At 46.2% G+C, this 13,044-nt stretch carries 13 protein-coding genes; 6 read left to right on the top strand and 7 right to left on the bottom strand.

The window, feature by feature from the left end; translation table 11 throughout:
- Positions 1 to 310 precede the first annotated feature (310 nt).
- Positions 311 to 1,546 carry a VWA domain-containing protein gene (locus QT987_RS24210; protein WP_333055701.1) on the bottom strand — a complete coding sequence of 412 codons (1,236 nt, stop codon included), beginning with the start codon at positions 1,544 to 1,546 and terminating at the stop codon, positions 311 to 313.
- A gap of 405 nt (positions 1,547 to 1,951) precedes the next feature.
- Here QT987_RS24210 and QT987_RS24205 point away from each other — a divergent pair, with 405 nt between their 5' ends.
- The 3 genes from QT987_RS24205 (at position 1,952) to QT987_RS24195 (ending at position 4,226) form a co-directional block, all read left to right on the top strand.
- Positions 1,952 to 2,611: an ATP-dependent Clp protease proteolytic subunit gene (locus tag QT987_RS24205; protein WP_333199262.1), complete on the top strand. Its 660-nt coding sequence runs from the start codon at positions 1,952 to 1,954 to the stop codon at positions 2,609 to 2,611.
- 263 nt (positions 2,612 to 2,874) lie between these two features.
- Positions 2,875 to 3,468 carry an ATP-dependent Clp protease proteolytic subunit gene (locus QT987_RS24200; protein WP_333055699.1) on the top strand — a complete coding sequence of 198 codons (594 nt, stop codon included), beginning with the start codon at positions 2,875 to 2,877 and terminating at the stop codon, positions 3,466 to 3,468.
- 131 nt (positions 3,469 to 3,599) lie between these two features.
- Positions 3,600 to 4,226 carry a DnaJ domain-containing protein gene (locus QT987_RS24195; RefSeq protein ID WP_333055698.1) on the top strand — a complete coding sequence of 209 codons (627 nt, stop codon included), beginning with the start codon at positions 3,600 to 3,602 and terminating at the stop codon, positions 4,224 to 4,226.
- Here QT987_RS24195 and QT987_RS24190 read toward each other — a convergent pair.
- From QT987_RS24190 to QT987_RS24175, 4 genes are all read right to left on the bottom strand, one after another.
- On the bottom strand, positions 4,220 to 5,149 hold the full coding sequence (locus QT987_RS24190) for a serine/threonine-protein kinase (RefSeq protein ID WP_333245324.1): 930 nt from the start codon (positions 5,147 to 5,149) through the stop codon (positions 4,220 to 4,222). The two genes, QT987_RS24195 and QT987_RS24190, sit on opposite strands and share 7 nt — an antisense overlap.
- Positions 5,150 to 5,263: 114 nt before the next feature.
- Positions 5,264 to 5,584 carry a DUF7873 family protein gene (locus QT987_RS24185; protein ID WP_333245321.1) on the bottom strand — a complete coding sequence of 107 codons (321 nt, stop codon included), beginning with the start codon at positions 5,582 to 5,584 and terminating at the stop codon, positions 5,264 to 5,266.
- 161 nt (positions 5,585 to 5,745) lie between these two features.
- Positions 5,746 to 6,708 carry a hypothetical protein gene (locus QT987_RS24180; RefSeq protein WP_333245318.1) on the bottom strand — a complete coding sequence of 321 codons (963 nt, stop codon included), beginning with the start codon at positions 6,706 to 6,708 and terminating at the stop codon, positions 5,746 to 5,748.
- A gap of 10 nt (positions 6,709 to 6,718) precedes the next feature.
- Positions 6,719 to 8,224: an MBOAT family O-acyltransferase gene (locus QT987_RS24175; RefSeq protein ID WP_333245315.1), complete on the bottom strand. Its 1,506-nt coding sequence runs from the start codon at positions 8,222 to 8,224 to the stop codon at positions 6,719 to 6,721.
- 306 nt (positions 8,225 to 8,530) lie between these two features.
- Between QT987_RS24175 and QT987_RS24170 the strand changes: the two genes are divergently transcribed.
- On the top strand, positions 8,531 to 8,785 hold the full coding sequence (locus tag QT987_RS24170; RefSeq protein WP_333058797.1) for a hypothetical protein: 255 nt from the start codon (positions 8,531 to 8,533) through the stop codon (positions 8,783 to 8,785).
- A 3-nt stretch (positions 8,786 to 8,788) separates the two neighbouring features.
- Here the strand turns inward: QT987_RS24170 and QT987_RS24165 are convergent, their stop codons facing one another.
- The gene (locus QT987_RS24165) at positions 8,789 to 9,682 is read right to left on the bottom strand and encodes an EI24 domain-containing protein (protein ID WP_333244690.1); all 894 of its coding nucleotides are present in this window, start codon (positions 9,680 to 9,682) and stop codon (positions 8,789 to 8,791) included.
- A gap of 89 nt (positions 9,683 to 9,771) precedes the next feature.
- On the opposite strand from QT987_RS24165, the gene QT987_RS24160 reads away from it, so the two are divergent.
- On the top strand, positions 9,772 to 10,563 hold the full coding sequence (locus tag QT987_RS24160) for a 2-phosphosulfolactate phosphatase family protein (protein WP_333245312.1): 792 nt from the start codon (positions 9,772 to 9,774) through the stop codon (positions 10,561 to 10,563).
- 351 nt (positions 10,564 to 10,914) lie between these two features.
- Here the strand turns inward: QT987_RS24160 and QT987_RS24155 are convergent, their stop codons facing one another.
- Positions 10,915 to 12,300 (bottom strand): lipid-A-disaccharide synthase-related protein, encoded by a 1,386-nt coding sequence (locus QT987_RS24155; RefSeq protein WP_333245309.1) that lies wholly within the window; start codon positions 12,298 to 12,300, stop codon positions 10,915 to 10,917.
- Positions 12,301 to 12,463: 163 nt separating this feature from the next.
- Between QT987_RS24155 and QT987_RS24150 the strand changes: the two genes are divergently transcribed.
- Complete coding sequence (locus QT987_RS24150; protein ID WP_333245306.1) at positions 12,464 to 13,027, top strand: Uma2 family endonuclease; 564 nt, start codon at positions 12,464 to 12,466, stop codon at positions 13,025 to 13,027.
- Positions 13,028 to 13,044: the final 17 nt, after the last annotated feature.

The raw sequence follows: 13,044 nt of genomic DNA, 5'->3' as shown, positions 1-13,044 counted from the left end.
ATGTGTCCTATTTTATGACACTTTGTGTACTCTGCTTATTTTTTTTTCTGTGCTACCGCTACTTATTGAGCGGATACGTCTGGTTCATACAAGCAGTCTTGATAGGTGATACAAACATTCTAAACGATCGAGCTTCTTGTCGCTCCACAGCTTGAAACAATCCGGCTACACTGACTTTCGCTTTTTGCAGGCGAGACTCAGAATATTGAAACCCGCCTGGGCGCGGGTTTCGTTTTTGTAGGGGCGATTTCGCATCGCCAAATTGTCCGATCGCCAAATTTAAAATTATTTAAAATTTCAAATCGCCCGATTACTTCAAAATAGTTTTAGAAGCAATCCGAGTTTTCTTGCGATCGGCTTCACTCAATTGTTCGCCAGACTGCAAGCGAGTAGCAGAGGTTTGGAGCACAGTTGCGGCACTTTTATCGCCCATTTGCAGAGCAGTTTTAGCTGCAGTTTGCAGCATTGTCGCCGCGCCGGCTCGATCGCCCTGTTGCAATCTAGTTTCGGCCAGTTGAGTTTGGCGGTATTTAGCCAAAGCTAAAATGTGCTGCTGCACCATTGGGTTAAGTGCCGGCTGATAAACTTTCACGACATTAGCGGAAAGTGCAACAGGATCGGAAAGCAAACCTTGGCCGACACTCGGATCGTCGTAGCGAATTTGCAATTGCCCGATCGCCTGTGTACCTTCGGGCAACTGTCCAATATAAATATTAGCCAAAACTACTCGCTCTATATCCTTCATTAAATCTCCCAGGCGTACCATAAAACGATCGCCCTCTTGCTGTACCGGTAATTCGATCGTATCCGGGGCAACTTGGGCGATCGGTTTGAGTTCGGCTAACCGTACTTTTGGCATCAGTGAAAATAGCAAATAAGCATTAGTCAAACCTACACCTTGGATGCGAGTAAATAGTTTGCTAAACTCGTCAACCGCATCTTCGGGACGCTGAATGTGAGCCAGAGCACCGCCACCAGCATCAGCAATCTTTTCCAAAATATCCTGGTTCCAGTTATCGCCAAATCCTAGAGAATTTAAAGTCATGTTGTAGTCGGCAGCCAATTTAGCCAACTTCAAACAGCGGCTGTCGTCGCCGTGTTCGTTTTCGCCGTCAGTCAGCAGAAACGCCTGAGATATAGCTTCTTTTTTGCCTTTGCCCAACTCTTCAATACCTAACTTAATGCCCTCATCAATTGCTGTGCCACCGGCCGATCGCAATTGCTCAATTTGCCGTTTAATACTGCTGGGATCTCCCACAATTTGATTGGGGACGAGGACTTTGGCTTTGTGGTCGAAAGCCACCGCGCAAAAGCGATCCCCGGGCTTCAACCTGTCCAGCAACCGTCCGGCGGCTTGTTTGACTGTTTCCAAGGGGCGTCCGCCCATCGAACCGCTGTGGTCGAGAATCAGGCACAGGTTTAAGGGTACGCTGGAGTCGATCGAGCTTGCCGTCGCAGACACCGAAATCGCTAGCTGGCGCTGCGTCGAGGGCGCTGCAGCGTCAAGGTTAGGGTCGTTTAAAACCGGGAGCAAACTAACTTTCATGCGGGATACCTAAAGATTGCGTTACTATTTCTTTAAGAATAGCTCCATCAGTTCAGGCAACATTTCGGTTATGTCAGGAACCTCAGCCTAAGTGCATGAGGCTTGTAAGAGATTCTTGCGAGCCGTCCTGACCAGCCTAAGACTTTCGAGGTCTACGTTTTTTGAGTCATGACACCCTGGGATGCGAAGCTAGTCCCCTGCCCTGTCATTTGCAGTTAAACAGTTTTAAGGTCACTGAAACAGTGCTGCAAGTTTAACAAGCTCTCAAAACATTGGCGAAGCTAACTTTACCCGTAAGGGAGTTTGGGAGAAGACCACATCTCCACGGAGGGGCAACCATACCCCTCCACCCCAATCCAATGTAAAGCCGTCCTAGAAGGACGGGGTTTCAGACTCATTTTTCTGATGAACACACCCATTAAAGCAGTGCAATCGCCATACTACGGGGAAGGGAACTCTCGGACGCCACCTCCCGATTTGCCATCCCTGTTGCTGAAGGAGCGGATCGTTTATCTGGGGATGCCTCTGGTGCCTGCGGTAACAGAACTGATTATCGCTGAACTGTTGTTCTTGCAGTACGAAGACCCCGAGAAGCCGATCAAAATCTACATCAACTCGACCGGCACTTCTGGTTACAGTGGCGAACCCGTCGGCTTTGAAACAGAAGCCTTCGCTATCTGCGATACGATCAGGTACATTAAGCCGCCCGTACACACTATTTGCCTCGGTTCGGCAATGGGGATGTCTGCGATGCTGTTAGCGGCTGGTACAAAAGGCTTTCGAGCGAGTTTGCCCCACGCTTCCATTGTGTTGCACCAACCCAAGGCTTACACGCGGGGTCAAGCAAGCGACATTCAAATTCGCGCTAAGGAAGTGCTGGCAAATAAAGCGACGATGCTTGATATTTTTGCAAGCTGTACTGGCCAACCAATCGAAAAGATTACTAAAGATATGGATCGGTTGCTGTACCTGACGCCCCAGGAAGCTAAAGAATACGGTTTGATCGATCGCGTTCTTGAAAGTTCTGAAGAATTGCCGAAACCGCTGCCGGCTGGAGTCATCTAACTGGGAATTGGAAATGGGGAATGGGGAATGGGGAAGCGGGAATGGGTAATAGGAAATGGGGAATCGGCATGAGTAATAATTAAGGGTTAATGGCTAGTAGTTTCTACCCTGGTTAGTTATTCAATAGTCTTTTTATGACTAACAATTCCCAATTACCGATTCCCAATTACCGATTCCCCATTCCCCAAGGCCCAATACCCAATTCCCGATGCCCAATTCCCAATTACCAATTACCAATTACCAACTAAACGGAGTTCCGAATTATGCCTATCGGTGTGCCAAAAGTTCCCTACAAGATGCCGGGGGGTTATGATACTCAGTGGATTAATATCTACGATCGCCTCTACCGGGAACGGATTATTTTCTTGGGCAGGGACGTTGACGATGAAATTGCCAATCAAATCATCGCTGTGATGCTCTATCTTGATTCGGAAGATTCAGGTAAGGATATTATTTTATACATCAATTCCCCAGGCGGGATGGTGTCGGCAGGCATGGCTATTTTTGATACCATGCAGCACATTAAATCAGACGTGGTGACGATTTGTGTGGGCTTGGCTGCTTCGATGGGTTCTTTCCTGTTAGCTGCCGGTGCGAAGGGGAAACGGTTAGCTTTGCCTCACTCGCGAATCATGATTCACCAGCCTTCTGGGGGCACGCGGGGACAAGCAACGGATATTCAGATTGAGGCCAAAGAGATTCTGCGACTGCGCCACCAACTCAACGGTATCTATGCTAAGAATACTGGCAAGCCGATCGAGAAAATCGAGAAGGACATGGATCGCGACTATTTCATGTCCGCTGAGGAAGCCAAGGAATACGGCTTGATTGACAGAGTGATCGAAGATCGTCCGTAAGTTATTTTTGCGCTACCGTAGTGCGGGCAAGCCTCGCACTACAACCCAGTTTTTCGGTAAATTTTGGCAGAATCTTTACATTGAAGGATTCTGCCATATTTAATGGAATTATCAACGCTCATTCATGCTAGATGGATATTGCAGATTATTACCGACAGTTAGGGCTGAGGTTAGGTGCGAGTTTATCGCAAGTTAAGACCTCTTATCGGCAGTTAGCGAGACAGTATCACCCCGATGTGAATCCGGGAAACGAACAGGCTAAAAATAAGTTTATTGCTATTACTGAGGCTTATAAGTTCCTGGTGAATGTTGCCCCCCACCATGTTGCGGAGTCGAAAGTTGCCAATTCCACTGTGCCGCCTAGTTCGACACCGCCGGATCGGGGGGTGAAAGCTCAACCGCAGGCAGTTAAGGTGACTCGAAAAGAGGCTGCGGTTCAATCTCATGCGGATCTGTCGGCGGTGGAACAAAAGTTAAAGCAAGATGCTTATGTTGAGTTGCAGCAGTTGCTGAAATATCACAGGTTCCCGCGGGCGATCGCCTTGATTGAGGGTTTGGCCCAGCGGGTTCCCGAAGATTTGGAGGTGCGTCAGTGGCAGGCGATCGCCTATCAGCGCTGGGGACGGCATTTGATCGGAGAAAAGCAGGTTGATAAGGCGAGAATTTATTTGAAAAAGGCTGTGAAAACTGACCCTCACAATCGGGCTTTGTGGGCGGAAGTTGAGCGGGATTTTCGCAGGTTGGAAGAGATTTATTGAAGCGATGTTGCGTCCCCCTTTTGCAGGGGGTCTGCGTCGTGAATTTTTAATTTTTCTAAAATAACTTGGGTATTTTCAGGTCTGTTTTCTGGTAGCGGTTCCATCAATTCGTCGATCGACTCTAGAAGTAACGGGTCAATATCTACAGCCTGGTTCCTCCAATTAATTTTACCAGTTTTTTCATTAACGGGAAAGTCGATCGGCTCTATGCCTGTTAATAAATGTACAAAAGTACGCCCTAGGGCAAAAAAGTCCGATCGCACGCCTGCTTTACCTAGAATTTGTTCCGGTGCAGCGTATCCAGCAGAACCTATGGGTGCTGTCTCTATCTCTGCTTCTGTGGCGGCGCCGAAGTCAATTAATCTCAATTTTCCCTTGGCTTCAACCATCAGGTTGGATGGTTTAATATCCCGATGCACTACATGATATCTGTGGATTTCCTGCAAAATCTGAAGCATTTGTTGCAGCCAATCAAGGGCGAGCTTTTGAGAAACGTAGTGTTTTTTAGTTAATAATTCTGCCAAGTTTTCTCCGCTAATTTTTTCCATCACCAAACAAGACAATTTCTGGAAGTTCTGGGGGATTTTAATTGGGAAATAACCGTCTGGTTCGACTTGGGGAACAGATCCCTTTCCGGCCAGCCAAATCAAAACTCGCGCTTCTTGCTTGAACAAGCGAACTAAATCGGGGTTGTGGGCGTGTTTCAAGACTTTTAAAATTTTGACAGTGCCCCATTCGTTTTCCCCGGTTCCCAAATCTTCAACTTCAAAGATGTCTGTGGGGCGTGCGGGATTGGGCGATCGCACTGGTTTAAGGATACGATAGCGATCGGCAATTAACAAATCCGTGCCACAAGCCTGACAATTTTGAGCAGCAGCAGGATTTTCGCGTTGTTCGCATTGAGGATTGATGCAGTAAATCATACCATTTTAGATTTTAGATTTTAGATTTTAGATTGGAAATGACTGACGCTGTATCGGTTTAGAGCTTGGTTTTGCATTCTTTTTTGGGGAAGTCGTATCACTTTGATTGATAAATTACCATAAAACCCAGCAGTTCTGATCGTCTACAGTTATGTCAGCGCGGGCGCTACAATTTGTCCAATCTTTGGTTGCGGTTACGTCGAAGAGTTTGGTCAAAAATTCAGTCGTTTTGCGGATAATCTCTTCGGCTTTGACTTCAACTTTTTTGGACTCTGGCGGCAGTTGTTCGCCTTCTTCGTCTTTGGGGCGGTATGTACGGGAGATTCCAGAAAGCACAGCGGGCTTCTGGAGTGCTTTTTGAGCTTCTGCGAGTTCTTGGACGGATCGGCTTTTGATGCCTTTTTCGATCGCAATAATCTGATTTAAGCGTGCCATTGTTCGATTTTATTGACGCTGAACTCATATCAAGCCGGGTTGATACTGATCATCAAATTGTTTATGCTGTGGCTTTTAGGGCTTTGATAACTCTCCCTCATCAGTACAAACCTCACGATCGTTCTTTAACCAGACTTGATCATTATGTAGTATGCCACACTTCAAAAAAAGTACAAGCTTTCTTTTCTAGGCGCGGTGCCAACAGAGCCCGTCGCTACCGTACTCAGCAATTTATCTCTCAAAAACTCGGCAAAATCTCTAGCGTCGCTGCGGATCAAGTGGATGCCATCATTGGTACGCCATTCTCGCTCTTTCGGGGGTGGCAGCCACTCAAAACGATCGGACGGGAACAGCTTTTTAGCCAATTCTTGGACTTGTTTTCTCCTGATTGCAGCGTTAACTCGTGACTCTTGCGGTATGTCAAATAAAACTACTTTTGCCCCGCTATTTTTTTGGATTTCTGCGATTTGAATTTTAATAAACTCAGCTTCTTTTTTTATAGCTTCTGCATCTTGTTCAGACAAAGGTTGACTTTGAATATCTACTATCGTTTGGATAGCTTTTTGGGATAAGTCGGGAGTAAGATATCGACCTTCTAATCTGTCTAGAGCCTCTCGCGTCACTTTTTGACTCGGCTTCGATCGACTTTTAAAAACATCCACAAAAATGCTAATCGGACGGTATTCCTCTCTCATCATTGGTAGATACTGGCGTAACCAATAAAAAAGAGGATGATACAAAGAATCCATTAATTCTGTATCTATTTTCCGAACAATAGTATCGTTAATTTCCACCAAAACAATAGGAGGCTTGGTTTTACTTCTTTTAACTATTTCTAAACCTGTTTGGCTCGCTCCTCCCCCCAAGGCTATGCTCTTTACGCCCTCTCCAATGTCTTTAATATTAAGGTTTGCAGCTAGAGAACTACCTACCATTACCATTTTTAGATCGGAATTATCCTGATATACATACCTTTGAGTTTTAACAATATTATTTTGAAGCAGGCTAACTCCATCGGAAGCAGGCAAAACTCCGCCGCTGACGAGCGCTTGATAAAAACTCATTATAAACAGAAAAATTAGTACCGGGCGCAAAATCGGTCGCAACGGGAATTTGACAAACATAGAACACCTTCTAGAATTGGAAATAAATAAATTGTTTCGAGCTGCCACTGTTGAGGAATATCATTGCTAGCATAATTCCTAAAGCTAAATCTTGATAAACGCTCCAGACTTTTTGGCCGTTTTTATTTGAATCCTGTTTCATCAGATTTTGCCAAGTGGGAAAATGGGGAATGTGATAAATCACTACTGGTAACGAAAAAATTAGCGTCGGAATAATGTGACTCCAACCGGGCTTGATTTTATAGTTGCGAACTAAAGTAACTGCGAAGTCAACCGCTTCTTCAAATCGAGGCAGTTTGAAAAGCAGCCATCCCACGGAAACAAAAGAGAAAATGCCTAAAACGCTAAGGCTGTCCAATAATAATTGCTGCCAGATTGGTTTGGTTTTTGCTTGATTTGGTTCTGGCAATTTGTTTTTGGATTTGTCGAAGCCAAAAAAGCGTTCTACGGCTAAACCCAAGCCGTGATAAATTCCCCAAACTGCATAACTCCAAGCAGCCCCATGCCATAATCCTCCTAAAGTCATTACTATCATTAAGTTAACATAAGTTCTGATTCTGCCTTTGCGGTTTCCGCCGAGGGGAAAGTATAGATAATCTCGGAGCCAAGTTGAGAGGGAAATGTGCCACCTTCTCCAGAATTCGGAGAGGGAACGAGAGATGTAAGGAAAGTCGAAGTTGTCGGGAATTCTGTAACCCAAAGCGGCTGCAAAACCGATCGCAATTAAGGAGTAACCGGCAAAATCGGCGAAAATTTGGATTGAGTAGCCAAACAGCAGTGTCAGGTTGGTAATCGTTCCAAATCCTTGGTAGTAGGGAAAGCTGATCCAGAAGGTATAGTCTTTTAAGTTGTCGGCGATGACCATTTTTAGGAAGTAGCCGACAACGAGCGAGCGAAAAATGAAATTCCAAGGAATATCTTTAAAGTATTTAGGAACAATCTGGGGATAAAAAGTCTTGGATTTTAAAATCGGGCCTGACAGTAAATTGGGGAAAAAGCTAATAAAAAATGAAGTATTTAGCAGGTGTTGGGTGAAGTTGGGCGAGACGTAAGCGTTTGCTTCGGTTTCGCTTTTGTTTTTTTGAGTCAGTACGTCTACGATTAAACTTATGCCTTCAAATGTGTAGAAAGAAATGCCGATAGGCAGAGGCAATTTTAAGAATAAATAAGCAATGCTGCCTTCGGAGCGAGCAATATTAAAAACATCGGTAACAAAGTTAGTTAGCAAACCAGCGTATTTAAACAAGCTCAAAATTAATACATTGAGAACGACTCCCGATAAAGCCCAAAAAAATCGCTGTTTCTTGCCAGAAATCCGGGCAACTTGAAAGCTGATTGTAGCGTTGATAAGAATGGAGAGTAGCAGGATCAGCAACAGTGCGGGGGCGCTCCAACTGTAAAAAATAAAGCTGGCAATTATCAGGATGGGAACCTGCAATTTTTGCAACGGAGGGAAATAATATATGGCGAAAACAATCGCAAAAAATACTAAAAATTCAATACTGTTAAATAACATAATTTGTGATTTCGCTCTTTTACGTAGCCTGTGACCCACTATATCAACCGCCTGGGACTAATGGCAAGACTAGCCCAGAACCCGATCGCGATCGCGCATCCTACCAAAGTGTAGCAAATATCACTGTTTGTTGGGGCTGCGACTACCTCTTGAGATAGATGCGGAAATACCTCCCAGGGCGCGTTGTCATTTCGGGAAACATTTCTTAACATATAGATAACAAAGGGAATCCGAGGAGACACTAAAAATCCTTAAGCCCTTGGGGTGCCCGGTTAATCAGACTTTTCGCAAACAAGGGCTAAATCAATGAACAAGCAGCAAAACTCCGAAGTTTCAGCATTTTTGCCCATGCTCCAAAAAGGCATTTGGCTGTTTGGGATTCTCTCTTGGATATTCGGGCTGACAGATAGAACTATTGCACTCTTATCTGACGGATATTTGTCGGCGATCGATATTGTCCAGCTATTTACAGCATCATTTTTCTTCATTAGCTGGCTGTTTTTAAGCCCGTTTTTGGGCCTTAACTCCCAGAGTCAGCCGAAGGAAGAAGCATCTCCCTAGTTTTTAAGTTGTAATGTTAGTTTCTCGATCGCTCTTTCTTTCTTCTGGGGCAAAGCGGGCCGGCCAAATGCGATCGCAAAAAAACAAAGTTCCCGCCGTCACGCACAGCGGAATCGCCAACAGATTCAACAGCGGAATGCTCACCAAACCCAAACAAACCAAACCAAAACTCCCGCTGGCGGGCAAACTCGCCCAAATTATCTCCAACTTCTCCTGAAAAGGTCGCCTGCGCCTCTCCAAAGGTGCATCTAAAAAGTCCAAACAGACAATAGTCGCGCCCAAAGCTACGCCACCCAAACTGCTAAGAATAGAGCCGACACCAGGAATAAAATTTAGCAGCAGCAGGGGTATACCGACGCTCAACAAAATTTGTAGTTTTCGCAGTTCAAAGGCGATCGCCCTTTGAATATCCCCAAAACTACTCGCCAAATTCATTGGTGCTTCTGCGGGCAATTGACCGTTCCGCAGCAGTTCCAATTGTTCGGAAAGTTTGCCGTACCAGGGCGAACCTAAAATCACGCCAAACTGCACTAACAAAAATCCAATTATCAGCAAAAGTCCTGACACTAGGAGTACGCGCAGCAGCCAGCCGAAAGCAACTGTTAACACGCCGAGAAAGCTCAGCCAAGCGGGAAAACTCGCAATTAGAGCATTAAATCGGACGGACAAATCGGCAACTAAAACATCTATCCCAGCCAAACTGGGAAATAGCAAGCTTAAATAAAGACCAATACCAATTATAAAATTTAGCACCACGGGAACTAATACATAAGTCCACAGCTTGGGAGTTTGCAAAATCAGCGTGAAAGCTCGCAAAGGATAGGTGAAACCTGCCAGGAGTCCAATTGGTGCGGTAATGGCGGCGTGGGCGGGGTTTGAATTTAACTGTTTTGACATATTTTCTGCTTTTGAAGACTCGACTCTATTTTCTATTATCCATTTTCCATTATTATGACTGATGAGGATTTATCGCAGGTAGCCCAAAAGTGAAGCTTTTTATTTACCATACCCCGGAACTTACGCCAGCCGACAAAATGCCGGCTTGCGCGATCGCAGTTGATGTGCTGCGGGCGACTACGACAATGGCAACGGCCCTGAATAATGGGGCGGAAGCTGTCCAAGTTTTCAGCGACTTAGATAAGCTAATGGCCGAGAGCGAAAAATGGCCTGCAGATAAGCGGATTCGCGCTGGAGAGCGCGGCGGCGGGAAAGTTGACGGATTTGACATGGGGAATTCTCCTCTCGACTGCACGCCAGAAAAGGTGAGTGGGAAGCGAATTTTTATCAGCACAACTAATGGTACTCGCGCTCTGGAACGAGTGCAAGCTGCTGCAACTGTGTTAACGGCGGCTTTGATTAACCGCAAATCTGTGGTGCAGTTTTTGTTAAGTAAACAGCCGGAAACTATTTGGATTGTGGGTTCTGGTTGGGAAGGAAGTTATTCGTTGGAAGATACGGTTTGTGCTGGTGCGATCGCCCAAAGTCTCCTAGCAGAAAGCGGTATTCCTGCGAGCGATTTTGCTGGTAACGATGAAGTATTTGGGGCTATTGCTCTTTATCTCCACTGGCAAGATCGGTTACACGAATTGTTGGAAAGAGCCAGTCACGGTCAGCGTCTCCTCGGTTTAGGTGTTATTGAAGATTTAAAATATTGCGCGCAAACGGATACTTTAGATGTGCTGCCGATGCAGCGAGAACCGGGAGTTTTGGTTAAGTCGGATTTTAAAATTCCTCAAGCTAATTTCTGGGCTCAATCTTCGGAACAAACGGCGAATTAAATTTTTCTGCCAGTGGTGTATTAGTAAGGTGCGCGGCCCAGCACACCCTACTCGAACAACCACAATAAAATTGGTTTGCAGCATCGGAATGCAACTCCTCATAAAAATCAGAGGACTTGCATTCCTCACTACATACAACGGAAGTTAGTAGTTATATCATGTCCGGTCGATTACCCGGATTCCTGTAGGGGCCCGTGAGCCAATAATATTTGCCAAAAACGGACAATCTCACAAACGGGCCCCGGCAATTGTATTATGGGCGATCGATCGGACATGATATTAGCGAACAAGATTTTTTTTAAAGAAAGTAGTATTAAAGATACTGGGCAGGAACACAAAATTGTTTTGTTCCTAGTCTATTGCGGGCAATGGAGAATTGCTGAATTCACCGCCGAATCGCTGAATTAAACACTCGGCAATTCTGGCTGCTGCACCGGGTTCTCCCATGCGGCGCCAGCCATTGTCAGCGATTAGCTGCAACCTGTCGGGGTCGCGGAGCAAAGACTGCACGGCGCCGGCAACTTCGGCGGGATGTTTGACTAAAATTAATGACGGCCCTAACAGGCGACTTTGAGCTTCTGCAAAGGCGAAAGTAAATTGCGGGCCGTTTCCGGGAATGGCGATCGCCGGTTTTCCTAAACCTACAAATTGTTCTGTAGCCGTTCCGGCCATTGCTATTGCTAAATCGGCTTCGTACAAACAATCGTTAAAACTTTGCTGAGTCAAAATCATCGTGGCGTTTCTCTGCACAAATGTCAGGGGCAATAGCAAATTAGGAGATTCTTTCCGAATTTCTTGAGCGCTGGAAACAGGAGGTCGCAAAATACTTCCTTCTGGCCGCTGCGTTCTAATTTCGCCGTCTTGTCGCCACCCGAAAAATTCTAAACTAGGTCGCAAAGCTTCTAAGTTTAACTCTGGAGAAATGGCTCCGAAAAATAACAATTTGCGATCGGCAAACAAGGATAAAATTCCGGCTACAGCCTCTACTATTAGCAGCCAATTAGCATAGGCTTCCGGCGCTCTAGAACCGGGGAGTAAGGTGATGATGAGCGATCGCTCGATTTCCCGAAACTCTGCGTCAGGGCCGTAAAAACCGGCTGGATTTTCCGGTTCGAGTCCGTCCATCATCGGGTTTCCGAGATCGTAAGCGGGAATACCCAGCTTTTGTAAAGTCTCGGCGGTTAGCGCGTCCCTGGCAAAAACGGCCCGACAGCGCGATCGAGTCATCAACCAGCGCTCCCAAGGCAAATAAACCGATCGCGACCAATTCCACCCACCGCTTACCCTGGATTTGCGAGCCAGAGGCCCGTCCTCGTCCCGCAAATAATACTCGGACTTGGCAGTACCGACAAAGGCATAGGGCGCGCCGCTGAGCCAAGCAAACAGCAGCGGTACAATATCCCCGCAGGCTAAAATAACGCCGTCTTGATTTCCAGACTGTTGTTGAGTCCGCACCCAAGCGCGGATGGCTTTAAACTGAGCGATGGTCAACTGCAGCAGGCCACCTTTGACATCGCGCAAAAATTCCCTTCTGTCCATGTAAATAAAGCCGCCCGAAGGCATTCGCTGCACCGGGCCGATGATGCGGGCGTTTTCTAGTTGAGCGAAAGCTTGCCCTTCACCCACTAGCGGAAACACGGCTAATTCTGGCGGATGCGGGTGCTGTTGCAGTTCCTGCAAGATGCGAAGGGCGATCGCGTCTTCTCCGTGGCCGTTACTGAGGCAAAGTAATTTCAATCCCAACTCTCTCAAAAACTGTCTCTGAATATATAGAAGCAAGATTAGCCGCAGGATGCAAGGTGGTAGAGCCGGATGTTGAAGTGAGTGGAGCGCCGATCGCACGAGTCCGGGACTTTTGGGTAAAATAGCAGATGAAACTCTATTTTATAGGTAAAATTGGATGGTAGAAACCCTGCCAAAATCTTTGACACTCCAAGAGTTTCTGAAGTTGCCAGAAACTAAACCAGCCAGCGAGTACATTGACGGTGAAATCATTCAAAAACCAATGCCTCAAGGCCAACATAGTGTCATTCAAGGCGAGTTGACAAGCGCTGCTAATGCTACTCTCAAACCTCAAAAGGTGGCGCGAGCATTTCCAGAACTACGGTGCATTTTTGGCGGTCGAGCGATCGTTCCCGACGTGACTGTATTCACTTGGGAACGCATTCCCCGTAAAGAAAATGGTGGTGTGGCAAATGTGTTTGCGATCGCCCCGGATTGGACAATTGAAATCCTCTCCCCCGACCAAAGCCAAACTAAAGTTACTAAAAATATTTTATATTGTCTCAAACATGGAACTCAAATGGGTTGGTTAATCGATCCAGAGGAGCGATCGGTTTTTGTATATCGGCCGACTCAATCAACGGAGGTGTTTGACGAACCGGAACAGTTATTGCCCGTGCCATCTTTTGCCATGGAATTGCAACTGACAGTAGGAGAATTATTTGGTTGGCTATTAGAGTGAGATCGTGTCCGATCGAG

The organism is Microcoleus sp. SVA1B4 (assembly GCF_036700545.1).
Lineage (GTDB): Bacteria > Cyanobacteriota > Cyanobacteriia > Cyanobacteriales > Microcoleaceae > Microcoleus.
The sequence above is the reverse complement of the archived record's forward strand: the minus strand, read 5'-3'. Positions and strand labels throughout refer to the sequence as shown.